General features: G+C 60.8%; 21 protein-coding genes. 3 read left to right on the top strand and 18 right to left on the bottom strand.

Going from position 1 to position 25421, the window contains the following annotated elements:
- The first annotated feature begins 217 nt into the window (after window positions 1–217).
- Together RYC18_RS18930 and hemE are read left to right on the top strand one after the other, a co-directional pair.
- Window positions 218–3430, top strand: a complete 3213-nt coding sequence (locus tag RYC18_RS18930) for a dermonecrotic toxin domain-containing protein (protein ID WP_117140321.1) — start codon at window positions 218–220, stop codon at window positions 3428–3430.
- Between the two features lie 142 nt (window positions 3431–3572).
- The gene (gene hemE, locus RYC18_RS18925; RefSeq protein ID WP_004666485.1) at window positions 3573–4637 is read left to right on the top strand and encodes a uroporphyrinogen decarboxylase; all 1065 of its coding nucleotides are present in this window, start codon (window positions 3573–3575) and stop codon (window positions 4635–4637) included.
- Between the two features lie 75 nt (window positions 4638–4712).
- Here the strand turns inward: hemE and RYC18_RS18920 are convergent, their stop codons facing one another.
- From RYC18_RS18920 to RYC18_RS18905, 4 genes are all read right to left on the bottom strand, one after another.
- Entirely contained in the window at window positions 4713–6173 is a 1461-nt protein-coding gene (locus tag RYC18_RS18920; protein WP_316886600.1) for a D-aminoacylase, read from the bottom strand.
- A 3-nt stretch (window positions 6174–6176) separates the two neighbouring features.
- Complete coding sequence (locus RYC18_RS18915) at window positions 6177–7037, bottom strand: MurR/RpiR family transcriptional regulator (RefSeq protein ID WP_005752558.1); 861 nt, start codon at window positions 7035–7037, stop codon at window positions 6177–6179.
- Complete coding sequence (locus tag RYC18_RS18910; RefSeq protein WP_004654277.1) at window positions 7038–8387, bottom strand: gluconate:H+ symporter; 1350 nt, start codon at window positions 8385–8387, stop codon at window positions 7038–7040.
- 241 nt (window positions 8388–8628) lie between these two features.
- The gene (locus tag RYC18_RS18905) at window positions 8629–9885 is read right to left on the bottom strand and encodes an MFS transporter (RefSeq protein ID WP_316886599.1); all 1257 of its coding nucleotides are present in this window, start codon (window positions 9883–9885) and stop codon (window positions 8629–8631) included.
- A 116-nt stretch (window positions 9886–10001) separates the two neighbouring features.
- On the opposite strand from RYC18_RS18905, the gene RYC18_RS18900 reads away from it, so the two are divergent.
- The gene (locus RYC18_RS18900) at window positions 10002–10895 is read left to right on the top strand and encodes a LysR family transcriptional regulator (RefSeq protein WP_005731006.1); all 894 of its coding nucleotides are present in this window, start codon (window positions 10002–10004) and stop codon (window positions 10893–10895) included.
- A 155-nt stretch (window positions 10896–11050) separates the two neighbouring features.
- On the opposite strand, the gene RYC18_RS18895 is transcribed toward RYC18_RS18900, so the two are convergent.
- From RYC18_RS18895 to RYC18_RS18830, 14 genes are read right to left on the bottom strand one after another with little or no spacing between them, the layout of a single operon-like run.
- Entirely contained in the window at window positions 11051–12277 is a 1227-nt protein-coding gene (locus RYC18_RS18895) for a beta-ketoacyl-ACP synthase (protein WP_316886598.1), read from the bottom strand.
- A complete protein-coding gene (fabG, locus tag RYC18_RS18890) occupies window positions 12277–13005 on the bottom strand; it encodes a 3-oxoacyl-ACP reductase FabG (RefSeq protein WP_057403619.1) in 729 nt (242 codons plus the stop codon). Before fabG ends, RYC18_RS18895 begins: the two co-directional genes overlap by 1 nt.
- Window positions 13002–13457: a hotdog family protein gene (locus tag RYC18_RS18885; protein WP_002551673.1), complete on the bottom strand. Its 456-nt coding sequence runs from the start codon at window positions 13455–13457 to the stop codon at window positions 13002–13004. Before RYC18_RS18885 ends, fabG begins: the two co-directional genes overlap by 4 nt.
- Window positions 13454–14650, bottom strand: coding sequence for a beta-ketoacyl-[acyl-carrier-protein] synthase family protein (locus RYC18_RS18880; RefSeq protein ID WP_316886597.1), 1197 nt, complete (start codon window positions 14648–14650; stop codon window positions 13454–13456). The genes RYC18_RS18885 and RYC18_RS18880 overlap by 4 nt, the downstream gene beginning before the upstream one ends.
- Window positions 14647–15129 carry a hypothetical protein gene (locus tag RYC18_RS18875; protein ID WP_057424268.1) on the bottom strand — a complete coding sequence of 161 codons (483 nt, stop codon included), beginning with the start codon at window positions 15127–15129 and terminating at the stop codon, window positions 14647–14649. Before RYC18_RS18875 ends, RYC18_RS18880 begins: the two co-directional genes overlap by 4 nt.
- Window positions 15126–15860 carry a class I SAM-dependent methyltransferase gene (locus RYC18_RS18870; RefSeq protein ID WP_016980628.1) on the bottom strand — a complete coding sequence of 245 codons (735 nt, stop codon included), beginning with the start codon at window positions 15858–15860 and terminating at the stop codon, window positions 15126–15128. The genes RYC18_RS18875 and RYC18_RS18870 overlap by 4 nt, the downstream gene beginning before the upstream one ends.
- On the bottom strand, window positions 15857–17104 hold the full coding sequence (locus RYC18_RS18865) for an NAD(P)/FAD-dependent oxidoreductase (protein WP_316886596.1): 1248 nt from the start codon (window positions 17102–17104) through the stop codon (window positions 15857–15859). Before RYC18_RS18865 ends, RYC18_RS18870 begins: the two co-directional genes overlap by 4 nt.
- Before the next feature lie 54 nt (window positions 17105–17158).
- Complete coding sequence (locus tag RYC18_RS18860; protein WP_162882941.1) at window positions 17159–19522, bottom strand: MMPL family transporter; 2364 nt, start codon at window positions 19520–19522, stop codon at window positions 17159–17161.
- Window positions 19506–20120, bottom strand: a complete 615-nt coding sequence (locus RYC18_RS18855; protein WP_005778722.1) for an outer membrane lipoprotein carrier protein LolA — start codon at window positions 20118–20120, stop codon at window positions 19506–19508. Before RYC18_RS18855 ends, RYC18_RS18860 begins: the two co-directional genes overlap by 17 nt.
- The gene (locus RYC18_RS18850; protein WP_002551680.1) at window positions 20117–20542 is read right to left on the bottom strand and encodes an acyl-CoA thioesterase; all 426 of its coding nucleotides are present in this window, start codon (window positions 20540–20542) and stop codon (window positions 20117–20119) included. Before RYC18_RS18850 ends, RYC18_RS18855 begins: the two co-directional genes overlap by 4 nt.
- A complete protein-coding gene (locus RYC18_RS18845; protein WP_316886595.1) occupies window positions 20532–22076 on the bottom strand; it encodes an aromatic amino acid ammonia-lyase in 1545 nt (514 codons plus the stop codon). Before RYC18_RS18845 ends, RYC18_RS18850 begins: the two co-directional genes overlap by 11 nt.
- Window positions 22060–23007 carry a glycosyl transferase gene (locus tag RYC18_RS18840; protein ID WP_316886594.1) on the bottom strand — a complete coding sequence of 316 codons (948 nt, stop codon included), beginning with the start codon at window positions 23005–23007 and terminating at the stop codon, window positions 22060–22062. Before RYC18_RS18840 ends, RYC18_RS18845 begins: the two co-directional genes overlap by 17 nt.
- Complete coding sequence (locus RYC18_RS18835; RefSeq protein ID WP_316886593.1) at window positions 23004–23738, bottom strand: glycosyltransferase family 2 protein; 735 nt, start codon at window positions 23736–23738, stop codon at window positions 23004–23006. The genes RYC18_RS18840 and RYC18_RS18835 overlap by 4 nt, the downstream gene beginning before the upstream one ends.
- Window positions 23731–25413, bottom strand: coding sequence for an AMP-binding protein (locus RYC18_RS18830; protein WP_316886592.1), 1683 nt, complete (start codon window positions 25411–25413; stop codon window positions 23731–23733). The genes RYC18_RS18835 and RYC18_RS18830 overlap by 8 nt, the downstream gene beginning before the upstream one ends.
- Window positions 25414–25421: the final 8 nt, after the last annotated feature.

The following is a 25421-nucleotide window of genomic DNA, read 5'->3' as shown; positions in this document are numbered from 1 at the left end:
TTAAGTTGCGTCGCCCCGCCAGAGGCGGCGCATCAAGGTTTCAACCCTCTTGTCCAGGTCCCGATCAAGGCCTGTTCCGGCGTCTGCGACAAGCGATTGTTTACAGCTGTTTTCCGCCCTCTGTACCTGCTCTTAAAAAGGTTTAGGCTCCTGATCCTTTTGGGGAGTTCATCGCCTTAGATACTCCCGCCATCCATGTCGCTATAAGGAAATAGCCATGTTGAAAGCAGCACCCATGGGCAAACTTGCTCGATCCAATGAGCAGAAATCTCTCGGGCCGGACAGGTTCACGCCCAGCACGGTTGCCGTGCGCGAACACCGGACCCGAGAACGCGCGGACCGGATAATCGACCAGTTCGTCGAGCGCTTTACAGAAAAGGATTTTTTTCCTGAAGACGGTGAAGACGCGCTGTTCTCCTTGCTGGTTCAGTTGCCAGACTGGCCAGCAGACCTGTCCATCAGGATTCACAACGAAAACGATGAAGTACTCGCAGTCTTTCTGAAAGGCAGTGATGAAAGCGTCGTTCAGGACAGCATTGTCCTGACGCAAAATGTCGACGCTTACATCGTCCCGGACAATGTTCAGGTCGCCGATGACGAGCCGTTACTGCGCTGGGTGTTCAGTCAGTTGCCGGCAGGTTCCAGCGTTGGAATGGGGGGTAACTTTCCGGGCAGTAGCAGTGATGCCGGGCGAATCGTTACTCTGCGTGAGCAAATAGCGGGGCTGGCAAAAGACCAGAGACCGCTGTTGTTCGATGCGCTGGTGGCAGCTGATGAAGGCACCTCAAAGGGCCAACTGGATACCCGCGCGCGCAATCCTTTCTTGCCTCTGTGGGTTCGTCAGCAGACGCCGCTGTCTCCGGCCCTTAGCGCGCTGTGCGCCTTATGCCCCGAGGTTCCGGCAGGACGTCTCGAAGAGCTGTTGCAGCAGATGCCGCTGACAGAACAGGAAGAGGCCGATTTCCTGAATAATCTTGTTCTGCCGGACGCATTTGGCGAAGCAATGAACATTTCGCTGGATGAGTGGAGCAACAGTCTGGCTATCGACGGGCTGTCGCGAACGCGAAGCTTCAATTCCTACACGGATGAGCTGGCCCGCAGTATCGTCCGCAAATTACTGGCGGCCGAATCGGGCCGGGACGTGTTGATCTTCGACGCTGGTGCGAGCAATTACGCCCCGGCAGATACTGACGATAACCGTATTATTCTGCTGCATGACAACTACGGAAATTACAGCGCAAAGGACACCGGCAACGGTGAGATAACTTCATTCAAACAGGGCACCGACAGCTTCTATCTGGCAATCAGTTCGCAATTGAAGGCTGACGAGCGGTCATCGCTGGGTATGCAATTCGAGCAGGACGTACAGGGCTTTCGCGATGTTCTGACCCAGCACGCGATCGAGGAAAATCGCGGCTGGTTCGACCCCGGCAAACCAACCGAAATCGAAAGCGGGTTTCTGCCTGATTGGTTCGCGAACGCGACGGCTGCCGAAAAACAAAGCTGGAAAATGGCGGTGCAGGACTACAGCCAAGCCTTGCTCGAAGCTCAGGCACCTGACCTGCTGGATCCTTCCGGCTACGGACAGCCCGACCAATTGCGCAAATATGCGCGGCAAAAGCTGCAGGAACGGATTTTGCTCGACCACGGTATTGCAGTGGATCCTGACCATATCAGCGTGCATACCGTCAGCATCGAGATTGATCCAGGCATTATTATTGATACCGATTACGAATATATCGGCCCTTCAGAACTGGAGCCGCATTATGAAACGCATAAGCGCAGCCTTACAGATCTGTCGCTGGAAAACATTGCACTCACCAATATCAACTTTCTGCTCACCAGCCGCGCGTTTGACGATCAGGGGCAACTGGTCAGTTTCCTCAACGCCGGTTATCTGTTCGGCCTGATTCGTGATCTGAACATTGGCGAAGATTATTCAAGATACCTCCGCACAGTACTGTCCACGTCGGCGGCAGGGCAATGGCACCGTGAACGTTATGCTCGTGTCATGCGCGCGCAAATGCGCCTCGACGTGATAGAGGCGAAGATGGCGGGTGACTTTCTGGGCGATGGCGGACTTCCTCCCGAGCTGGCGAGCAGGGGCTACAAATGGGTTGCTGCCGTGCTTGATCACCCAATTGACAGTGATGACCGTGCAACGGTGGAGGGGCATCGCATTCAGGTCAGCCAGTTATCCATCAATGACGTGTCATTGAGCGGCGTACTGGTGATCGGCGCAGAGTCGCGCTCCAGCGTCGCCGCTTTTGTGGTTTTCACCCCGCAGGCTCCTGACGGAATATGCTTCCGGGAAATGAGCGATCCGCAGGAGTTTCAGCAGCGGATACTGCTTGAACCGGATTTACTGGACTATCTGGTGGGCAGGGTGCCTTTGGCCTCCCAGGACGATGTCAGGCATATTCTGACCGTCCGCCGTGAAACGCTGTTCATGGAACTGCAGCCCTGCACTGGAAGTTTTCTTGAGGCAGTCTATGACTCTGAAGTCGGGAGGGTGATTTCTGCTGTGAATGAACAGACCAAAACCAACTGGGAAATCTATTGGGAAAGTGCCTGGGAAATCACCAAAGTCGTTGGCGACATCGTGCTCACCTTCGCGCCTTTCAAGGTAAGGCTGCCGATTGCAGCATTGCGCAGCTTTTATGCCATCTGGCAGGGCGTCGCAAAAGCTGGCGGTGAAGAGAAAGGTGCCCCCTTGTATTTTGTCCAGGCGGCGTTGCTGCTGGCTGATGGTTTGACGCTGCCCAGAGCACGAAGGGTTCAGACATCGTCGACCACATCAATCGGCCGTTCTGTCCTTGATCCGAAAACAGCAGTGGCAAAAACACCCGGTGGATTGAAACAGCTCGACAACGGCGTTTATGAAAAGACCCAGGAAGGTGCGCCAAGCCGCTTTTATGCTGTGCAACAAGGTAAGACCTATGCCGTCAGATACGATGCCGATTTCGCAGCATGGAGGGTGATCGATCCCCGGCGGCCAGATGCGCATTATCAATTGCCGATTCAACTTGATAGGCAAGGGGTCTGGGTACATGCGTCGGCAGGGTTGCGCGGCGGCAACAAACGATTAAAAGGCAGACCATCGAACGGCTCGGGGAGTGATGGCGATTCCTCGGATAGCAATCGGATAAAAAGATACAAAGTGGATATCGATGGCTTTTTTGAAAGTCGGCGTTTCAGGCATGCGGAAAATGACCTCCCTAACGATGACCTTGAAGCTGCTGTCAAAAAAGCAGTTGATAGATATGTGCTGGATGGCAATGGCAGTCTGCACAAGTATGGTAAAAGCCAGTTCTCGCTGGACCTTCCCGGTATTGGCAGGAGCACCGGCAGAGGTGCCTGGCGCCTGATACTTGCCCGGGCTGAAAAAAGCGTTATCAAGGCGTTTGACGTCATAGATCCCCACAAATAGCGCAGGCCCGCCCCAGTCTTACACCGGGCGCGGAGCTGTATTAGCACGGCAAATCGGCACGATAGACAAAAGGCACGGCTCTTGCCGTGCCTTTTGCGTCGCGCTCTGAGAAAATGCCGGCACTTTTATTGCGGATGCCGACATGACTGCCCTGAAGAACGACCGTTTCCTTCGCGCTTTGCTTAAGCAACCCGTAGACGTCACGCCGGTATGGATGATGCGCCAGGCAGGCCGTTACCTGCCTGAATACCGCGCCAGCCGCGCCAGTGCCGGGGACTTCATGAGCTTGTGCAAGAACCCGCAGTTCGCCTGTGAAGTCACGCTGCAGCCGCTGGATCGCTACCCGCTGGATGCGGCGATTCTGTTCTCCGACATCCTGACCATTCCCGACGCAATGGGCCTGGGCCTGTACTTCGAGACCGGCGAAGGCCCGCGCTTCAAGAAAACCGTCAGCACGCTGGCTGACATCGAAGCACTGCCCATCCCGGATGCACAGAAGGACCTGGGCTATGTGATGGACGCGGTCAGCACCATCCGTCGCGAACTCAACGGCCGTGTGCCGCTGATCGGTTTTGCCGGCAGCCCGTGGACCCTGGCGACCTATATGGTCGAAGGCGGCTCCTCGAAGGACTTCCGCAAATCCAAGGCCATGCTCTACGACAACCCGCAAGCCATGCACCTGCTGCTCGACAAACTGGCGCAGTCAGTCACGGCCTACCTGAATGGCCAGATTCTCGCGGGCGCCCAGGCGGTGCAGATATTCGACAGCTGGGGCGGTAGCCTGTCTTCGGCGGCGTATCAGGAATTCTCGCTGGCTTACATGCGCAAGATCGTCAACGGCCTGATTCGCGAGCACGATGGGCGCAAGGTGCCGGTCATCGTGTTCACCAAAGGCGGCGGTCTGTGGCTGGAAAGCATCGCCGACATAGGCGCCGATACTCTGGGCCTGGACTGGACCTGCGACATCGGCGAAGCACGTCAGCGCGTCGGCAGCAAGGTTTCGCTGCAGGGCAACATGGACCCGACCGTGCTTTACGCACGCCCGGAAGCCATCCGCCAGGAAGTCGCACGCATCCTCGCCAGCTACGGCAGCGGCACCGGCCACGTCTTCAACCTCGGCCACGGCATCACCCCTGAAGTCGACCCGGCCAATGCTGGTGCGTTCATCAACGCAGTACATGAGTTGTCGGCGCAGTATCACCAGTAATTGTCCGACTGACGATGCGTCGATACATCAGGGCGCATCGGCTCTTTTCAGCGCCGACGCTTACGTCGGCGCTTTTCAATCCGTAAAGCCCTCCAGCAGCGAACCGCTGCGCGGCAGGAATCTACCCTGTCGCTCGCCTTGCGGCTTGCCTTCGGCATAGCTCAAGCGGCCGTTGACCCAGACGCCGTCAATGCCCTGTGCCGCTCGCTGAGGGTCTTTAAAATCCGCCACATCGCGCACGGTTTGCGGATTGAACAGCACCAGGTCTGCCCAGTAGCCCTCGCGGATAAAGCCGCGCTCGTGCAAGGCAAAGCGCGCTGCCGACAGCCCGGTCATTTTGTGTACGGCGGTGTGCAATGCAAACAGCCCTTTGTCGCGGCTGAAATGGCCAAGCACTCTGGGGAATGCGCCCCATAAGCGCGGATGGGGGATCGGATCTTCCGGAAGGCCATCGGAGCCGATCATTGACAGCGGGTGAGACATGATGCGCTCGACGTCGCCCTCATCCATGCCGTAGTACACCGCACCCGCAGGCTGCAACTTGCGTGCGGTGTCCAGCAATGACAGCCCCCAGTCGGCGGCAATGTCCTGTAGATCCCGGCCGCCCTGATCCGGGTACGGCGTTGACCAGGTGATGGTGATACGGAATGCGTCGGTGACCTGTTTCAGGTCCAGCGTCGAAGAGCTGGCCGCATAAGGGTAACAATCGCAACCGACCGGATGGTCCTGCGCAGCTTTTTCCAGGGCCGCCAGCAGTTGCGGGCTGCGGCCCCAGTTACCCGCGCCAGCGCATTTCATGTGGGAAATCACCACTGGCGAGCGCGCATGGCGGCCTATGTCGAAGGCCTCCGCCATCGCCTCCAGCACCGGCTCGAATTCGCTGCGCAAGTGGGTGGTGTAGATCGCGCCAAAAGCGCTGAGCTCTTCAGCCAGCTGCTTGACTTCGCTGGTCTCGGCCGAGAAGGCCGAAGCGTAAGCAAGGCCGGTCGACAAACCCAGCGCGCCGGCTTTGAGGCTGTCGCGCAACTGCTCGCGCATCGCGTCAATCTCTTCCGGGCTGGCGCTGCGAAACAAATCATCCATGTGATTGCTGCGCAGCGCCGTATGGCCAATCAAAGCGGCCACGTTCACGGCGGGCCGGGCGTTATCTACGGCTGCGCGATAGTCGGCGAAGCGCGGATAGACAAACGCTGCCGCGTCGCCCAGCAGGTTCATGGGGTCTGGCGGATTGCCGCGCAGCGAGACCGGTGATGCGCTGATCCCGCAATTGCCGACGATAACCGTGGTTACGCCTTGGCTGATCTTAGGCAGCATGTCGGGCTTGCGAATCACTACCGTGTCGTCATGGGTGTGGACGTCGATAAAGCCGGGGGCCAGCACACGACCGGCAGCGTTGACCTCTTCCTGCGCAGTGGCATCGATCAGGTTGCCGATGCGCTGGATGCGCCCGTCGCTAATCGCTACATCGGCGCGCACTCCGGGCGTATCGCTGCCATCGATGACCAGCGCATCGCGGATGATCAGGTCGTAAATCATGCTTCAGTCTCCCAACGGCAGGCCGTCTTCGCCACCACGGTATTCATCCAGTGCAAGCTTGATTCGACGCAGCCGTTCCTGATTGTCTTCAGGGCTCAGCAGCGCCAGTTCAGTGGCCAGCACATCAATGGTCAGCAGCATGCCGTAGCGCGCGGCGGTGGGTTTATAAATGAAATTGGTCTCAGCAATTTGCAACGGCAACACCACCTCGGCCAGTTGCGCCAGAGGGGAGTCAGGCAGGGTAATGGCCAGCACGCGCGCGCCATAGCTACGCGCCAGGGTTACTGCGTCGAGCAGCTCCGGCGTGCGCCCGCTGAGCGAGCAGACAATCAGGCTGTGTTGCGGACCAAGCGTGGCAGCAATCATGCGCATCATCACCGGGTCGCGGCAGGCCGCCACCGGGTAGCCCAAACGTACCATCCGGGTTTGCAGCTCCTCGCTGCACAGGCTGGAGCAACCGCCCATGCCGAACGCATGAATCATGCGTGCATCGCTGAGGCACGCTACGGCTGCGGCAAAGCGCGACTCATCAAACCCGGCCAGGTGCTGATGCAGAGTGGCCTCTATGTCACCGACAATCCGGGTGAAAAAGGCCGACTGCTCCGGGGCCGGCTCAGGGTTGAGAAAACGACTGCCCACGCCGCTCGCCTGAGCCAGTTGCAGGCGCAAGTCGCGCAGGTCCCGACAACCGATGCTGCGAGCGAAGCGTGACAGCGTCGCGCTGCTGACCCCGGCGCGGCTGGCCAGCTCGTCCAGACTGGCACTTGCGGCAAAGGCGATATCGCTGAGCACCAGCCTGGCGATCCGGCCTTCTCCCGCGCTGAGTGAATCCTGACGGGCACGTATCTGGTACAGAATGTCCACTCAGAGCACCTGCGCCAGGCCCAGCGTCAAGGCGAAAGCGACGATGGAAATCAGTGTCTCCAGTACCGTCCAGGTCTTGAAGGTTTGCGTTACAGTCATGTTGAAATATTCCTTGATAAGCCAGAAACCGCCGTCGTTGACGTGGGAAAAGATCACCGAGCCTGCGCCTGTCGCCAGCACCAGCAACTCGGGGTGCGGGTAACCCAGGCCCATCGCCACTGGTGCAACGATCCCCGATGCGGTGGTCATAGCCACCGTTGCCGAGCCTGTCGCAACACGCATCAGCGCCGCGAACAGCCAGCCCATCAGCAAAGGCGAGAGATGAAAGTCCTGCGCCAGACCAACGATCTGGTTGGTGACGCCGCTGTCGACCAGAATACGGTTCAAACCGCCACCGGCACCGACCAGCAACGTGATGCTGGCGGTCGGTGCCAGGCACTCATTGGTGAATTTCAGGATCGAGTCGCGATTGAAACCCTGAGCGATGCCCAGCGTCCAGAAACTCAGCAGGGTGGCCAGCAGCAGGGCGATCACCGAGTTGCCGATGAACAGCAAAAAGCCATTGAACGCACTGCCCGGCGTACTGATCAGGTTGGCCCAGCCACCCAGCAACATCAGCACCACCGGCAGCAGAATGGTCGCCATGGTCAGGCCAAAACTGGGCAGTTTTGCTCTTGGTTCGCGGTCGAGAAACTGCTTCGCCAACGGGTTTTCAGCCGGTAGATGGATATGCGGCACGATGAATTTGGCATATACCGGACCGGCGATGATGGCCGTGGGTATACCGATCAGAATGGCATAGAACAGCGTTTGCCCTACCGACGCCTGATAAGCCTGAACGGCGAGCATTGCCGCAGGGTGTGGCGGCACCAACGCGTGCACCACCGACAGGCCGGCGACCATCGGCAGGCCGACCATCAGGATCGACACCCCGACACGTCGGGCCACAGTAAAGGCAATCGGCACCAGCAGAACGAAACCCACTTCGAAAAACAGCGGCAAACCCACCAGAAACGCAATGCAGACCATGGCCCAGTGCGCGTTACGTTCGCCAAAGCGGTCAATCAACGTGCGCGCCACCTGCTCGGCACCACCGGACTCGGCCATCATTTTGCCGAGCATGGTGCCCAGCGCGACGACCAGTGCGATATGCCCCAGCGTTTTGCCCACTCCCGCTTCGTAAGAGGCGACCACGCCACTGGCCGGCATCCCGGCAACCAGCGCCAGACCGACCGACACCAGCGTAATGACAATAAACGGATTGAGACGATAGCGCGCAATCAGCACGATCAAGGCAATGATGGCGACAGCGGCGTAGACCAACAGCGAAATACCGGGTGACGGCGACATAGCGGCGGTTCCTTGCAGAATGGGTAGGCGAGGGCGCAATACCGACGGCTGAAGCCGTCAGCCGGAAGGCGACTCGGGAGTACTCGGCAGGGATGACGCAGGAGAAGGAGTGAAGCAGGTTTCGAGGCGATCACAGGTATTCATTATTTTTATCTCTGTTTTCGTGATGAAAATAAATTACACGAAAATGAAATATAAACAAATATATGAAAATGAATTTCTTTGGAGTGGAGACTTGTGACTAAACCTTCGCCCCCAGCGGCTGCAACCTTGCCAGGCGCAGCGCTACTCCGAGGGCGATCAGCAGCAACACGCCGATAAACAGCCCGATGCCGTTCCATCCCGCGTAGTGCCAGAACACGCCGCCGCCGGTTCCGGCTACGCTCGAGCCTGCGTAGTAACAGAACAGGTACAGGGACGCGGCCTGGCCTCTGGCCGTGGTGGCCCTGCGTCCGACCCAACTGCTGGCCACCGAATGTGCGCCGAAGAAGCCGAAAGTGAAGATCAGTACGCCGACGATCACCAGCGGCAGCGGGGTGAACAGGGTCAGCAGCAGACCGGCCAGCATCATCACGATCACGGCCCATAGCACCCGTCGGCGGCCAAGACGGTCGGCCAATGAGCCGATCTTTGCCGAGCTGTAAATTCCCGACAGATACACCACGGAAAACACCCCGACCACGGCCTGGCTCAGGTTGTAGGGGGCGCTCAAAAAGCGGTAGGCGATGTAGTTGAACAGCGTGACGAATGCGCCCATCAGCAGAAACCCGACCAGAAACAGCAGCGGCAACCCGGCGTCTTTGAACTGCACCACAAAGCCGTCCAGCAGGCTGCGAGGGTGCAGTGAGCGAGGGCGGAAGTTGCGCGATTCCGGGAGGATCTTCCAGAACACCACGGCTGCGATCAGGGCCAGTCCGCCGACCACCAGCATCGCCGCGTGCCAGCTTACGTAATCGATCATGACCCCGACGATCAGCCGCCCGCTCATCCCGCCAACCGCGCTGCCGCCGATATACAGCCCCATTGCCAGGCCCAGATGCGTGGGATGGATTTCCTCGCTCAGGTAAGTCATCGCCACTGCCGCCAGACCACTCAACGACAGGCCCACCAGTGCCCGTGTGATAAGTACGCCTTCCCAGCTGGGCATCAGCGCGCTGGCGATGGTGAACAGCGATGCACAGAATAGCGCCATGACCATCACCGATTTGCGCCCCAGCCGGTCGGATATCGGTCCGGTGATCAGTAGGCCGATGGCGAGCATCGCCGTGGCGACGGACAGAATCAGGCTGCTCTGGGCTGCCGAAAGGGAGAACTCGCCGGACAGCGTTGGCATCATCGGCTGAACGCAATACAGCAGGGTGAATGTCGAGAACCCGCCAGCGAACAGCGCCAGTGCAGTGCGTTTGAAAAGCGGCGTGTTTTTCTCGATGTAAGTGTCGCCAGACGGTTTAGCGGAGGCATTCAAGTCTGTGGTGGGCGGGGCGACGGCAGGATTCAAAGGAGACCTCGGAGCACGATTGGGCAGGCAATGAAAAAATCATATAGCCCGACAATCATTCCATCCAATATATTGTTCGACCTGTTTGATAGGTAAAACGACTTAATGGAGGCCGCATGGAATTGCGTCATCTGCGTTACTTCATCGCGGTTGCCGAAGAGCTGCATTTCGGTCGTGCGGCACAGGCGCTGGGTATCTCCCAGCCGCCGCTGAGTCAGCAGATCCAGACGCTGGAGCAGGAGCTGGGCACGCGTCTGTTTGACCGCACCAACCGGCGTGTCGAACTGAGTGAATCCGGGAGGCTTTTTCTCGATGAGGCGCGTCTGGTGCTGGCGCAGGTCGATAAAGCCACTGATGTTGCCCGGCGTGCGCAACTGGGTGAAATCGGCGAGCTGAAGATTGGCTTTACTTCGTCGGCACCGTTCACTTCCAGCATTCCACAGGCGATTTTTGCCTTCCGTCAGGCTTATCCGGATGTGCACCTGACTCTGACCGAAATCACCAGCCAGGAAGTGGCAGCAGGGCTTGAGGACAAGACCATTCAGGTCGGCATCATGCGCCCGTTGGCGTTACCCGACTCATTGGTGGTGTTTGAGCTGCTGAACGAGCCGCTGGTGGCGATCATGCGTGCTGACCATCCACTGGCGGCAGAAAGCGAAAACGGGATCTATATGTCGGCCCTGGCCGCTGAGCCGTTCGTGTTCTTCCCGCGCACTTATGGCAGCGGCATTTACGCGCAGGTTCTGAGTCTGGCGCGCGCCGCGGGTTTCAGCCCGCTGATCACTCAGGAAGCGGGTGAAGTGATGACCATCATCGGCCTGGTGGCGGCTGGACTGGGCGTCACCGTGCTGCCAGCGTCCTACCGCCGAATGCGCATCGACGGCGTGGTCTATCGCAATGTCCTCGACCCCGGCGCGACAAGCGCGGTGTGGCTGGTACAGCGCAAGGACGAACAGTCACCGATGGCCAAGGCGTTTACCGAGCTTTTAACGCGCAATGTCGCACGATAGTTGAGATTATCGTTTCGCACGCTCCGCGTGGGAATGCCTGTCGTGACGCTCTGCGTCACAAATCTGCGCCGCGCCGCAGACTCAAGACCGGACGCAGAACGTCCAGAACGGCATGCGACGTGGAGCGACGTACGAGAGTTGAGACGTGCGTGGCCTCACCCCCAGCGCTTGAATATCAATGACGTATTGACACCGCCAAAGGCAAAGTTGTTGTTCATCACATATTCGTTACTCATCCACCGGGGTTCGCCGACGATGTAGTCCAGTTCGCCGCATTGGGTATCGATGTCGACCAGATTCAGCGTATGAATGTAGCGGTCGCTGTTGAGCATTTCGATGCTGAACCATGACTCCAGCGCGCCGCAGGCTCCCAGCGTGTGGCCGAGGAAGCTTTTCTGCGAGCTGAGCGGCATGCGCGGGCCGAACAGGCTGCTGGTGGCCAGGGTTTCGGCGATGTCGCCCTGTTCGGTGGCGGTGCCATGGCCATTGACGTAGCCGATGGCTTCGGGAGGCAGGTTGGCATCTTCCAGGGCCAGTTCCATGGCGCGACGCATGGTGGCCTGCTCGGGACGAGTGCTGTGGGCGCCGTCTGCATTGCTGCCGAAGCCGACGATTTCGGCGTAGATGTGTGCACCACGTGCCTGAGCGTGCTCAAGTTCTTCGAGCACCAGCATGCCGCCGCCTTCACCGATCACCAGTCCGTCTCGCCCGCTGTCGTAGGGGCGTGGCGTGGTGTGTGGCGCGTCATTCTTGAGGCTGGTGGCGTACAGCGCGTCGAACACCATCGCCTCGGTCGGGCACAGCTCTTCGGCCCCTCCCGCCAGCATCAGCGGCAGACGGCCAAACTTGATCGACTCGTAGGCATAGCCAATGCCTTGGCTGCCACTGGTACAGGCGCTGGAAGTCGGAATCAGGCGTCCGGTCAGGCCGAAGAAAATGCTGATGTTCGCGGCGGTGGTGTGCGGCATCATCCGCACGTAGGAGTTGGCGTTCAGGCCTACTGCCACCGAGTTGATCAGCATGTTGCCGAAGGCCTTGATCTCGTCGGTGCTGCCGGTTGACGAGCCGCAGGCGGTGCCCATGCGCCCATCGCGAATGAGCGGATCATTCAGCAGCCCGGCGTCGATCAACGCCTGTTCCGCAGCAGCCACTGCCAGTCGCGATACGCGGCCCATGCTGCGCAGTTGCTTGCGCGTCCAGTGCCCCGGCACGACGAAATCGTCGATGGGGCCAGCCAGTCGGGTATTCAGCTCGGCGAAACGGTTCCACTCGTCCATTCGGCGAATGCCGCTGCGATTGGCGGTGAAGCTCGCATCGATAGTCGGCCAGTCGCTGCCCACCGAGGTAATGCCGGACATCCCGGTGACGACCACACGCTTCATCAACACAGCCCTCCGTTGACGGCCAGCACCTGACGAGTGATGTAGCTCGCTTCGGCCGACATCAGAAAATTCACGGCCCCCGCCACTTCCTCGGGCGTGCCCATGCGTTGTGCCGGAATCATTTTCATCAGTTCGTCAACGGGCACGTTCTCGTCGAGCATGGCCGTATCGATCAGCCCCGGCGCGACGCAGTTGACGGTGATCTTGCGTTTGCCCAGTTCGATGGCCAGCGCCTTGGCGGCACCGATAAGCCCTGCCTTGGAGGCGCTGTAATTGACCTGGCCACGGTTGCCGATAAGGCCGGAAACCGAGGTGATGCAGACAATACGGCCCGCCGCACGACGACGAATCATCGGCATGGTCAGCGGGTGCAGAACGTTATAAAAACCGTCCAGGTTGGTGCGCAGCACCTGATCCCAGTCATCATCGCTGAGTGCCGGAAACGCGCCGTCGCGGGTCAGCCCGGCGTTGAGTACCACGCCGTAATAGGCGCCGTGGGTTTCCACATCAGCTTCCAGAATTGCCTTGCAGGCGGCACGGTCCGAGACATCGAATTGCAGAACGCGTGCCTGACGGCCCAGCGCAACGACTTCGGCCTGCACGGCTTCGGCTTCGCTGCGGCCGGTGCGGCAATGCAGGATCAGGTCGTATCCGGCCTGGGCCAGACGCAGAGCGATGGCGCGGCCGATGCCACGGCTGGAGCCGGTGACCAGTATCGATTCAGTCATGCCGGGGCTCCTTCAGCCAGATAGTCAGCAGTGTTGGGCGGGCAATATACATTGAGTCGGGCAAAAGCCTTGATATCCGGTCCGGTCAGGGTGCATTCGAACACGCCCATGCCGCTGTCGTCCTGCAAGGAGCGCACGGCATGGATATGCAGTTCGCTGCCCAGCGGGAAGCGCGCTACGTTGCATTCGAACTTGCGGCTGCCGAGCAGAAACCCCAGCTTGACCGCTTCACCCTTGGTGCGCGCCTGGCAACCGGCATAGGCCGCGACGCTCTGGGCCATCAGCTCTATGCCAAGCCAGGCGGGCAGGCTGCCGTCCGGCTGGTTGAACAGACCATCGGCGCGCACGGTCAGGCGGGTTTGAATCTGCTCTTGGTCAAAACTCAGCACCTGATCGATGAGAATCATGTCGCCAGCATGGGGTATGAGTTCGGCGAGCGACCACTCGGTCATGGGGCATCTCCGATAATCAGGCTGATGTTGTTGCCACCGAAGGCAAACGAATTGCTCATCATGTAACGAGCATTTGCAGGTGCCAGGCGCGAACCTGGCAGTGTCCATTGCAGTGCAGGCAATAGCGGGTCAGCTTCGCCGTCCCACAGGTGCGGGGGCAGGGCCTGTTCGCTGTTGTCCGGTGCCAGGCTCAACCAGCAAAACGCCACTTCCAGCGCTCCCGCGGCACCCAGCGTGTGGCCGCTGAGCGGCTTTGTCGACGAGCAGGGCACACCGTTCGGGAATACCGCCTGCACGGCCAGGCTTTCCATCGCATCGTTATGCGGCGTAGCGGTGCCATGCAGGTTCAGGTAACCGATCTGTGCGGCATCGAGCCGGGCGTTGGTCAACGCTTGCAGCATGGCATCCTGCGCACCCCGGCCGGTAGGTTCGGGGGCCGAGATGTGGTGGGCGTCGCAACTGGCACCCGCGCCCAGCAGGGCAATCGAGTGGCTGTCGCCAGCTTCGCGGGTCATCAGAAACAGCGCTGCCGCCTCGCCGATGTTTATCCCGTTGCGGTGACTTGAAAACGGGTTGCACAGTTGTGGCGACATGGCTTCAAGCGCCGAGAACCCATTGAGGGTCAACCTGCACAGGCTGTCGACGCCGCCGCACAGCACCGCATCGCACAGGCCTATGTCCAGCGCCCGTCGTGCGCTGAGCAGTGCCCGCGCGCTGGACGTGCAGGCTGTGGAAATCACATAGGCCGGGCCGCTCAATTGCAGCCAGCCGGCCAGGAAGTTCGCCGGTGCGCCCAGTTCCTGTTGGCGATAATCGTAATCGTCGGGGAAGGTCTTATCACGCAGCCAGCTTGCCATGCTCTCGCTTGCTTCATCGATACCCGAGGTGCTGGTGCCGACGATCACGCCAATCCGCCCGGCTCCGTAGCGCGCGATAGCCTGACGAATGTCATCTTCGATCTGCAAGGCCGCGGCCAGCAGCAACTGGTTGTTGCGGCTGCGCTGCGATTGCATTGCGGGCGGAATGGGCGGCAATGCGGATTTTACCGCGCCGACCGGCAATGCGCGTTCCGGCACCCAGCCGCTTTCGAACACCATGCCCGAGCTGTCGCCTGCGAACAGTCTGCGCGACACCTCTTCACGGCTGTCGCCCAGCGAGCAGATCAGGCCCAGCGCATTGAGATAGGCAGTCATGGCATGCTCTCGTCGTTCAGCGGTGTAACCCTGTAGCTCAACCCGTCCTTGAGACGGATGGTGTAGGCGTTGGCTGACTGATATTCGACCAGCCAGCGATCATCCAGACGCCGCTGCATGCCCTGGCGGTACGCCGTGGGGTAGCGGCCATGCATTTCCAGATCCGAGGTCATGGCGAACATTATTGCCGCAAACAGCTCGCGTGCTTCGGGGTTGGGGGGAAGCAGACCGTCGGCTTGCCATTGTCCGTTGATCAGCAACTGGCGAGCCTGGGGGATACCCAGCGGGTCCATCATCGACCAGCGCAACCCGGCGTTTTCGCGCTGGATGACCAGCATCCAGTCTTGCCGCTGATCAGCCTGTCGGCGTTCGATGTGCAGCTGCACCGGCAATTGCATCGTCGGTGCGGTAGTCGGCAGCGGTGCCTGTGCAGCGCAGCCGCCCAGCAGCAGAAAGGCCAGAAATAATACCCGGATCATGATGCGCCACCTTGTAGCGGTTTGCGGGCCACGACATTGACCAGCGTTTCTTCCCGTTGCCCGAACGGCCTGGGTTTTTGCAGTTTCAAGGCTTCGAGCAGGCCGAAATCCCTGGCGCGGCTCCACCACAGGTAAGGGTACGAAACATGCTGTGCGCCGAACTCGAAACCCTGGTCGCGGATCATCTGCAGATACTGAGCCGCGCTTTTCTGAACGTGCATGGGGTGGCGGAACAGCCAGCGAATCACCCAGGTGTCGATGTACGCCTCGGTGGACTCGGCGAACAGCAGGTAACCGCCTGGCTTGAGTACGCGATAAAACTCGGCAAGCGCCTGTTCCTGCTCGACCAGATGATGAAAGGTCTGGTGACAGAACAGCAGATCGACGCTGGCGTCGGGTACTGGCAGGGCTGCGCAGTCGCTGCCGATCAGCTCGACCTCTATGCCTCTGGCGCGTGCCTCCTGACGGCTCATCTCCAGGCTGTGCAGGTCGGCATCGACACCAATCAGCCTTGAAGGCTGAAAAACCCTGCTCAGGTGCTGAAACGACTTGCCCTGCCCGCAACCAGCGTCGAGCAAAACCGGTGCGGCCGGAAGCGCGCTATCGAACAGGCTGCGCAAATCGTCTATCGCCACACGCAATACGCGGTACTGCCAGGTGTGGCTGCGCAGAAACCACAGGCCGAAGCGGGTTTCCTCGACATAGCTGTCACTCAGGAACGGTCGATTCATGAGTCACCGTCCGCGCAGATTTCCGAGAGCGTGCGCAGGCGGCGCTTGGGCTCGCTGACAAACGGATTGCGTTCGTCCCAGGCATAACCGGCCAGAATCGAGCTGATCATACGGCGGATGTCCGGAGCGCTGCCGGGGTAGAAAATCACGCTCTGGAACGTACCGTCGTACCAGCCCTCGACATAGGCGCGAAAGGTGTCGACGCCACGTTTCAATGGCACCGCGAACTCGCTTTCCCAATCCACGTTTTCGCCCTGCAACTGGCGGTTCAGCACGCCAGCCGCCATGCTCGCCGAACGCATGGCGATGGTCACGCCTGACGAAAACACCGGATCGAGGAATTCCGCCGCATTGCCCAGCAGCGCAAAGCCCTTTCCATGCAGGGTTGTGACGTTCGCCGAGTAGCCGCCGATGGTCCTTGCCGGTGTATCCCAGACCGCATTTTTCAGCACGCTGGCCAGTTGCGGTGTTTCATCGATAAAGGCGCGCAGGCAGGCGTCCAGGTCATCGGGCTTGTCTTTGAAGCGCTCGGCCGAGGCCACGACGCCTATCGAACAGCGGCCTTCGCTGAACGGGATCGACCAGAACCACACATCGCTGTGCTGCGGATGGATGCTGACCAGGATCTTCTGACGGTCGAAGGGCGGGCTTTCGATATGGTCTTCGATATGGGTAAACACCGCCTGACGCACCGGAAAGCCCGACGGCGCTTCCAGATCCAGCAGGCGCGGCAACACGCGGCCATAGCCGCTGGCGTCGAGTACGAAGGTTGCCTGGACGCTGTATTCGCTGCCGTCCTCACGCCTCACACGCAAAACCGGCTGCAGGCTGTCGAAGTCGGCGCTGATGATTTCCTGCTGATAGCGGATTTCCACGCCTTGCAGCTCGGCCTGATCAGCGAGCAATTTATCGAACTTGCTGCGCTGCACCTGAAAGGTGGTCGGCTTGCCGTTGCTGAAGGTATCGCCAAAATCGAAATCGCTGTATTGCTCGCCGCGCGCAAAGGCAGCACCGTTCTTGAGCTGGAAACCGGCGGCCTGCACGGCGTCGAGCATCCCGGCTTCTTCGACGAAGTCCAGGCAATGGCACAGCAGACTTTCGCCGATGGAGAAGCGCGGGAACAGCTGACGCTCGATAATCAGCACGTCGTGGCCCTGGCGTTTGAGCAGGGCTGCCGCAATGCAACCGGCCGGGCCGGCACCGATGACGACGACCTGACGAATTTCCCTATCAGTGATGGGCACAGGTATTCCTTTCCGATTGGGCGGTGGCAGGGAGTGACGACAACGCTGCAAGACTCATGCGTGTGGCCCTTCAGCATTGGCTGGCGAATGAAGCGCTTTACGCGGGCTGGCCCACGGTGCCAAAAGAAAGCTGAAGGCCAGCCCCAGACTGACCGACAGGCCGAAGTTGCTGATCGCCGGAGTGCTGGAAACGGCCAGCAGGCCGAACGACAGCCAGGTGGTGACCGCTGCCAGCAGCGTGCCCAGCAGGCTGACCGCCGCGCCGCCTATCTGCTCGCGCATCAGGATGGCGTAATCGACGCTGATCGCCGTGACCAGCAACAGGCCGAACAGGCTGAACAGAGTCAGCGGCTGACCGAGCCAGCCCAGGCTGGCGAGGCTGCACAAGGCGGCCAGCAGGGGCAGGGCGACGATGCGCAGCGCGCCGCTGAAACCAAACGGGACAATCAGCAGCAGGATGATCAGCACACATGAAGCCAGCTTCAATTCTGCTGCGCTGATCTGCGTGTGGGCAAACACCTCGTTGAGCTCACCCAGGCGGTCGACCAGTTGCACGCCCTCCAGGCCGATGGCCTGCACGCGCAGCAACGCCATGCTGTTCATGCCACGCAGGCTGACGATGCTGGCTACCTGAGCGTCGCCTTCGGCATCTTCGCTGGCGCCTAGCCAGAGCGTGCGCCACGGTTCGCTGAGCGGGCCTTGAAGCGCCTGATCAATGTCTTGCGTTGGCAGTGCCTGCAATTGAGAGAGTTCGGTCTTCAGCGCGTTGGCCGGGACGCCAAGCTGCATCAGTGGTGCCCAGTGTTGCGACAATTTGCCCAGCGCATCACGGGTCAGTTGCTGCTCGGCAGGCGAATCCAGCAACTGGTTGAGGGCCATGTAGCCTTGCAGCTTGTCCATGCTGACCAGTTGGTCGAGCCGTTGGGTCAGTTCGGACTGCCGATCCAGCAACTGCTGTTGATCCTTGCCGCGCACCAGGAAGAACTGGCTGGTGGGCTGATAACCGGTGATCCGCGCGATAGCCTGGGCTTCGTCGGTCAATGCCTGAGGTGCCGAGACCCATTGGCGAATATCGTTCTTGGTGGTCAGGTGCCAGAGCCCGCCGCCGCAGAAGGCCAACAGTAGCGCCAGCAGAATCGGCGTGCTGATGCGCTGCAACAGCGCAGCGCGGCAATCAAGCATCAGTTGCGCCAGTTTCAGCGGCCATTGCGCGGGGCTGATCTCGACCTTTGCAAGCAGCGCAGGCAGCAGACACACCGCAGTCAGGTAAGCGCCGATCAGGCCAGCGGCGGAGAACACGGCAATTTGTGTCAGCGCCGGGAACGGCGTCCAGGCCAGGGCGAGATAGCCGATACAACTGGTGATCAGGCTCAGCGTCAGGCCCGGCAGGGTCAGGCGCAAGGCGGGCCAACTGCGCCAGGGTTTCAGGCTCCAGCTCTTGGACAGGTAATGCAGTGGGTAATCCACCGCCACACCAATCAGGCTGGAACCCAGCACCAGCGTCATGACGTGCATGCTGCCAAACAGCGCCACGCAAGCCACTGCACCGAAGAGCATGCCGACTACCACCGGTACAAACGCCAGCAGCACGCTCCAGCGTCGGAATGCCAGCAACAGCAGCAACAGAATACCGAGCGTGGCGCCCCCGCCGACCCAGGTGATTTCCCGGCTGGCCTGCTTCTGCCCGTCGGCGGCGTACAGCAGGCCGCTGGCGGCGAGCAATTGCCCACCGGCCTGCTGCGCCTGCCCCCGCGCTTTCGCCAGCAGGTCGGCGACCTGACCGGGCAGGTGCAGATCGAAAGCATCGGTTCGGGTTCGCGAACGCAGCAGTACCCAGCTTTTGCCCTCGGCGCTGGCGATCAGCGCGCCGCTGGCCAGATCCGCCTCGACCGAGCCCTGTTTCGGCAAGCCGTTCTGGATACGTCCGGTCAGCCCCAGCCAGTCATCCTGACCCGGCACCAGGCTGAACCCGGCAAACGGGTCGAAGAGAGTTTGTACGCGCTGCTCGATGAAAGTCTTCGGCTCATCGATCAACAGAGCGCGATCCGCTGCCGGCAACATCGCGATTCGCCCTTGCAGCAACTGGGTGCGCAACCCGGGCAGATCGGCTTGCAGCGACCACTGAACCTTCTCGAACAGGCCGCTCGCTTGCCATTGCTCCGCCAGCGTGCGAGCCAGCTCCACAGCCTGCTGGCGGTCGGTGTGACCCACCAGCACAAGCATTTCGCGATTGAGCGGTTCCTGCATGCGCTTTTCGGCGCTCACCACCAGTTCGTCGTTGTCAGTGCCTGGCACCAGTTCCATGAGGTTGGCCGACAGCGGCGAGCGGTCGTGCCACTGCCAGCCGGCCAGCGCCAGCACGCTTGCCAGAATCAGCAGGAACAGTCGCGGCAATAGCCGCTCAGTCGTTGAAGTCATTGCGCTGCGCATCGGTCAGGGAGGAAGCACTGCTGCTGTCGATCATTTTCAGGACGGTACTGTCGCCCTGGGTTTCCAGCAACTCGATACGCTGGACCAGTTCTCCGCCATCGATGTTGATCTGTTTGAACACTTGTTGCAGCAGCATCGAGCGCGGCGTGAGCGTGAGTTGCCAGGCGTTCGCGTCGCCCTTGAGCTGCAAGTCGAAATCCCGTTGCAGGCCGCTGCTGTCGCCCTGCAGTACAGCAAGGAACAAGCGGTTCTGCTCGGCCCCGGCATTCTTGTTTGGTACGGGCTTCCAGGTGCTGACGTCGCCCACGCTTTCGCGGCGGGAAATGCCGCTGGCATTGATGCGGTAATCCTGTTTCAGCGGCGTTTCCAGCAGCCAGAGCAGCCCGAAATCCCTGGCGAGCACGAAGCGGCCTTTGCTGAGCAGTGGTTGCGGCAGGGCGCGCAGGTGTTTTTCCTGAATGAAGCGCCCTTGCACCACCGCAGGTTTAGCGAGCTGATCACTCAGTTGTTGTAGATCGAAAGCCTGCGCCAGTGAAGACAGGCACAGCAACCCCAGTAGCAGCAAGGCGCGAAACGGACGGTTCATGGCAAAGCTCTCTTCACTGCATCGATAAAGACCTGGGGCGATGCCAGTTGCATTTCCCGGCTCTGGCTGTCGACCGCAACCTGCACGGTGCTGGCGCGGGTCAAGCGTTCGCCGGTGTGTGCGTCGGTGATCAGGTAGTTGATCTTCAGACGGTTCTCCCACTCCACCAGACTGGCGCGTACGTTCAGTGTCTGGCCGAATACCGCGCTGCGCACGTAGCGCAGTTGCAGGTCGATCACCGGCCAACCATAACCGGATTCGAGCATCTGCATGTAGTTATGACCAATGTGGTCGAGCAATGCGCAGCGTGCGACTTCCAGGTATTTGACGTAATGCCCGTGCCAGACGATGTTCATCATGTCGACGTCGAAAAACGGCACCACGATTTCGGTGTCGACGTGCAGAAAACCCTTACTGCGCATGCAAGCTCCAGCGGCGGTTGGCAATATGTTTCAGGCACAGGCGCAGTTCATTCTCCAGCGCCCGGTCTTCGATGACGGGGGCAAAGTCCTCGCCCAGTTGTTGGTGCATGGCCGCCAGTGCCGGTGGCAGCGGGCGCGCATCGGCGGCCTTGCTGCGCAGCCATATACCTTGGTTGGCGGCGATCAGCGTGGCGGCGGCAACCTGCTCGGTCAGCTCCAGCACCCGAATGGCGTCACGCGCAGCGATGGTGCCCATGCTCACCTTGTCCTGATTGTGGCATTCGGTGGAGCGCGAAAATACGCTGGCCGGCATGGTGTTTTTCAGTGCTTCGGCGGTCCATGCGCTGGTGCCTATCTGCACCGCCTTGAAACCGTGATTGAGCATGACCCGCTCGGCGCTGGCCCCCGACAGATTGCTCGGCAAGCCGTGGTTGTAACGTTCGTCGACCAGCAGCGCCAATTGCCGGTCGAGCAGGTCTGCGACATTGGCCACCAGCGTTTTCAGGCTGTCCATGGCAAAAGCAATGTGCCCGCCGTAGAAATGCCCGCCGTGCAACACGCGCTCTGCTTCGGCATCGATGATCGGGTTGTCGTTGGCGCTGTTCAGCTCGATCTCGATGAACGAGCGCAGCCAGTTCAGGCTGTCGGCCAGCACGCCCAGCACATGCGGTGCGCAGCGCAGCGAATAGCGGTCCTGCAAACGATGCAGTGGGGCGGTTGGCGCGTCGATGGCCAGGTCCTGACGCAACCACGCGGCTACCTGCATCTGGCCCGGATGCGGCTTGGCGGCGAACAGGCGCTCGTCGAAGTGCTCCGGGTTGCCTTGCAGCGCCACCACGTTCATGGCGGTGATACGGGTCGCCAGTTGCAACAGGTAATCGGCGCGGGCGAACGCCAGGCACGCGATGCCGGTCATGACGGCGGTGCCGTTCATCAGCGCCAGCGCTTCCTTGGGGCGCAGCACCAGCGGCGTCCAGCCCAGTTCGCGGTGCACGTCGCTGGCCGGACGGCGCTCGCCACGGAACATCACGTCGCGCTCGCCGGACAGGGTAGCGGCCACGTAAGACAGTGGGGTCAGATCACCGCTGGCACCCACCGAACCCTCTTCCGGGATCAGCGGCAGCACGTCCTGCTCGATAAACGCCTGCAAACGCTCAAGCAGTTTGACGCGCACCCCGGAAACGCCCTGACACAGTGACTGCAAACGTGCCGCCAGCACTGCGCGGGTGGCTTGGGCGTCCAGCAGCTTGCCCAGCCCGCAGCCGTGAAACGTGTACAAATGCTGCGGCAGCGCCTCGACATGCTCCAATGGCACGGCCACCACGCAGGAGTCGCCGTAGCCGGTGGTGACGCCGTAGATCACGCCTTCCTTGTTCAGTAACGAATCGAGAAACTGCGCGCCCCTGGCAATGCGTGCGCGAAATTCAGCGTCGCCTTGCAACGCACTCGGCGCTTGACGATTGGCCAGGGCCAGCACGTCTTCGATACACAGAGCGCGCTCGCCGAAAATGATCGGGTCAGGAGCTTGAATCATCAACGGACTTCCAGAATGGGTAGAAATTGAACCACTGCTGCGGGGCTTCCAGGCAGTAGTGCCCAAGACGCTCGGCATAACGCGTGGCCCAGTGGGCGATGACCTGTGCTCGGTCGCTGCGTCGCCATTCGATGGCGTCGGAGAACGGTTCGAGAATCACCCGATAGCCGTTCGGGCCTTTAAGGCAGAAAAACAGATTGACCGGGCACTTGAGCAGACCGGCCAGCAGCCACGGGCCTTGCGGAAACGTCGCGGGCTTGCCCAGAAAGTCGACCCGCACATTGCGCCCGCCGTGCAGGGCAACGCGGTCACCGGCGATGGCCAGCCACTCGCCTTCGTCCAGACGCTGGCTGAGTTGCAGCATGATCGCCGGGTCCAGTTCGCTGACCTGAATCAGCCGCAGGTTAGTCGCTCCGGCTTCACCGAGCAGGCGATTGAAGCGTTCGGCGTGCTTGGTGTGCACCAGCACGTTCATGGTGACTTTTTCGCCGAGTTCGGCCAGTGCGCGGCACACCTCAAGGTTGCCCAGATGCGCCCCGACCAGCATTTGTCCGCGCTCGCCGCGCAGGTTGTGACGCAGCAGGGCAGGGTCGATGATCTCGATCTGTTCGATGCCCAGCTTGCCGTTCCACACGTCAAGCTTGTCGAGCAGTGCCTCGGCGAAGGCCATGAACTGGCCAAACACGCTCCGCTGGCTGGGGCGCAGTTCGGGTCTGGCGCTCCAGTCCGCCAGGCGCTGCTGGTATTCCCAGATGCTGTGTCGGGCACGGCGGCCGAAGGCGAAGAAATATAGAACGATGCCATACAGCACCGGGCTGAGCAGGCGACGACCGAGCACGCGCATGCCCCAGGCGGTAAGCTTCATGAGCAGGAAGCTGCCACGCTCTTCGTGACTGGCCCAATGTTCCTTGGGCGATTTTTCAATGGTCATGAGCGCCATCGCCGCCAGAGGATCACCGGCAGACGCATCAGCATGCCGAAGAACAGCTTGGCGTGCATTTTCGAGATCAGGGCGTTGTCGTGAAACAGGCGGAAATGCGACAGGCCGTCCTGCGGATAGTGAACGCGGGTCGGCAGCCAGCGCATCTCCTGGCCACGCCATGACAGGCGCACGAGAATTTCCGAGTCGAAGTCCATGCGCCTGCCGATCTGCACGCTGTCGATCAGCGCCAGAACCGGGGCCAGCGGGTAGAGCCGAAAGCCGCACATGGAATCGCGAATATGCAGTGACAGGGTGTTGATCCATACCCAGACGTGGGTGAGATAACGGGCGTACAGGCGGCCTTTGGGCACGCTCTCGTCGTACTGCGGATAGCCACAGATCAACGCTTGCGGGTACTGGCGTGACTGCTCCAGAAACACCGGAATATCGTTCAGGTCATGCTGACCATCGGCATCGACCTGCAACGCATGGCTGAAACCCAGGAGTGCCGCCTCGCGGAACCCGGCCATGACCGCGCCGCCCTTGCCTTGATTGACCGGCAGGCGCAACAGGTAAATACCCTCACCCTGCGCCAGCTGCTGTAACACTGCGGCGCAAGCCGGGCTGCTGGCATCGTCGACCAGTATGCAGGGCAAGCCTGCATTGCGGACGGCCTTGACCACGTTGGGCACGGCCAGCTCGTGGTCGAACACCGGAATGATCACGCAAGGCTTATGCATGGCCGCCCTCCAGCACAATCCGGCCACTGGAGCAGGGTGCGTTTTCGCTGTTGTGAAAGGCGAAATGCAGCTTTGAGCGTGCGGCATCGAAGCGCAGGGTCAGTTTCAGGCGGTCGCCGGGGCGCACCAGTTGCTGAAACTTGAGCACTTCCATGCCAGCAAAGTCGGTTGGCAGATTCAACAGGCGCTGACCCAGACTGATCGCCCATTCGACCTGAACCACGCCGGGCAAGACCGGTGCCTTGGGAAAGTGGCCGCTGAAAAATGCCAGATCTGGCGGGACGCTCAATTGCAGGTGCAGCTCGCCTTCGACGTTCTGTTGCTCAAGCACTTCTGGCTGTTTCGAGCGTGGCGCCAGCAGCAGCGCCTCGACCTCTGCCTGAGGCAGCTTACCCTGGGCGTTGAGCGGCATCTGCCGCAGCAGACGCCAGCGCCGCGGCAGGGCGATGGTTTCGCAGTGCGGTCGCAGATGCTGGCGCAAGGCTTCGGTAAGCGCTCGACGGCCCTGATTGCGCAGGGCCAGCAAGCCCGTATCGCTCAGCACCAGCAGCGCGCCAAGCGACGCACGGTTTTCCTGAACCACGCCAAGGCGCGCTTCATTTACCCATTCATGAGTCGTAAGGGCCTGCTCGATCAGCGGCAACGACACGCGCTTTTCTTCGAGTTTGACGATGCGGTCCAGCCTGCCCAGCAGTTCGAATCGTCCATCATTGCCAATCTGCACGGCATCGGCGGTCTGCTCTACGTGACCGGGCGGCAGATAGGGCGAGCTGATGCGCAGCGCCCCTTCGTTGTTCTGACTCAGCTCTACGCCGTCGAAGGCTTGCCAGTGCTGTTTGCCCTGCCGCCAGGCGATGCCACCGGTTTCCGAACTGCCGAGAATTTCCGTCGGCCACTGGCCAAGACGTTGTTGCAGGCTTTGCGCCGCTTCGGCTGGCAATGCGCCGCCGGATGAAAACACCCGGCGCACGGCACTGAGGCTGCTCCAGTCGAGGTTGTCGCCCATGCGCTTGAGCAGTGCCGGGCTGGCGACCCAGGCAAAGGACGGGTATTCGCGGCTGGCGCGTTGCAGGTCTTCGGCAAACGGCAACTGGCGGCGCATGAACGGGCGCGCGGCGCACAGCGGCCATAGCAAACGGAACAGCAGCCCATAAATATGTTGCGTCGCAACGCTGCCGATCATGCATGCCGAACCAAGCTGCGCGCCCCACAGCTGTTCCAGCCCGCAGACTTCGTTGGCCAGCTGGCGCAGGCGTTTTTCAATCAGTTTGGGCTCGCCGCTGGAACCCGAGGTGCACAGGCTCAATCGGCACTGGTCAAGGTCGAGCGCTGCCGGAGCCAGCTGCGCGGCGTGCAGATCGCTTAAATGCGTGTCGTGCGCTAGGTCGGTCAGCCACAGGTCGACCCGATTGGCCCAGCGCTCGCGGGTCTGGCCTTGCAAGTCCGCGGGCAGCAACACGTGCACACCGGCGCGCCAGGCACCGAACAAGGCGACGGCCAGGTCAGCGGCATCTTCAAGGTGTACCGCGAGGTTTTTGACACCACGGGCTTGCAGTCCTGCGGCCACACTCAATGCCTGATCACGAAATTGCGCGTGGTCCAGGGTCGGGGCCAGTGTCAGCGGCCGGTCGGGCAGGGCGTCGAGCAGCAGGTGTTCAAGGTTCAACCAGTTCATGCGATCCA

Source organism: Pseudomonas syringae group sp. 247E2 (assembly GCF_032587795.1).
GTDB classification, from domain to species: domain Bacteria; phylum Pseudomonadota; class Gammaproteobacteria; order Pseudomonadales; family Pseudomonadaceae; genus Aquipseudomonas; species Aquipseudomonas amygdali.
Note: the sequence above shows the minus strand (reverse complement) of the source record. Positions and strands in the feature narration are given on the sequence as shown.